Source organism: Streptomyces dysideae, from assembly GCF_001514305.1.
GTDB lineage: Bacteria > Actinomycetota > Actinomycetes > Streptomycetales > Streptomycetaceae > Streptomyces > Streptomyces dysideae.
In genome coordinates this window covers 1,032-2,032 of the sequence record NZ_KQ949176.1, presented here as the reverse complement: position 1 = coordinate 2,032, position 1,001 = coordinate 1,032, and the positions used below count along the sequence as shown (strand labels likewise).

At 72.4% G+C, this 1,001-nt stretch carries 1 protein-coding gene; it reads right to left on the bottom strand.

All coding sequences use genetic code 11. The annotated features are described in order from the left end of the window. Positions 1 to 1,001 (bottom strand): PAS domain S-box protein (locus AQJ91_RS48210; protein WP_159054847.1); only part of this gene is annotated, 1,001 nt, incomplete at both ends.

Sequence of the window (1,001 nt, the reverse complement as noted above, 5' to 3'; positions counted from 1 at the left end):
GGGCATGAATGAGGTGGCTGAGCAGGGCCTGCCGGTCGCGGTCGGTGCCCTCCAGGAGTTCCAGGCTGCGTTCGAGGACGAACTGGGCGCGCTGCACCTCGGTGATGTCCCGGACCGTCAGCACGACGAACACGCCCTCGGTGGTGCGCAGCGGGCTGACGCTCACGTCGGCCGGGAACTGCTTGGTGTCCTTGCGCCGGCCGACCAGTTCCACACTGTGGCCGGCCGGTTCCTGGCACGGATCGGTCCAGTCCCGCAGCGAGACGGTCAGCGGCTGGTCGGGCAGCAGCGTCGACACGGACATGCCGAGCAACTGCTCCCGGCCGTATCCGAACAGGGTCTCGGCGCGACGGCTGGCCTGACGGATGCGGTCCTGCGCGTCCACGACCATCATCGCGTCCGGTGAGGACTCGACGAGCTGGCGCAGCCGGTCACCGGTCACGCCCGCCTCGCCGAGGTCCGTCACATACACCACGTGTCGCGGGCGCCCGCCCCGCAGCCGGCCGCCGCCGACCCGTGCGGGAAACTCGGAGCCGTCCCTGCGCAGCCCCGGCGTCACCGGCGCGATCAGCTGTCCGGCCGCCGCCCCGGCGCCGGGGCGCTCGGGCAGCAGGTCCCGCAGCCGCCTGCCCCGCAGTTCAGTGCTGCTGTAGCCGAACATGCGCCGGGCCTGCTCGTTGGCGAGTTCGATGCGGTCCTGGGCCCCCGTGACCAGCACACCGCACGGCGCCTGTCCGAGCACGTCCAGGTACGCCTTCTCGTCGATCGGTGCGGTCGGACGTGCCCCGGGCACCTGTAGCATCGGCAGGCGCCCAAGCGGTTCCAGACAGGTTTCGGCGAGCTCGGCCGACATGCTGAACTGGCCCCGGGCCGCGCGCGTGACCGCCTCCAGGATCTCCGCCGCGGGCGCGCCCTTGACCAGGTAACCGACGGCCCCGGCGGCCAGCACGCCCATGACCGTCTCGCGGTCGGCGTACGCGGACAGGGCCAGAACCCTGGTC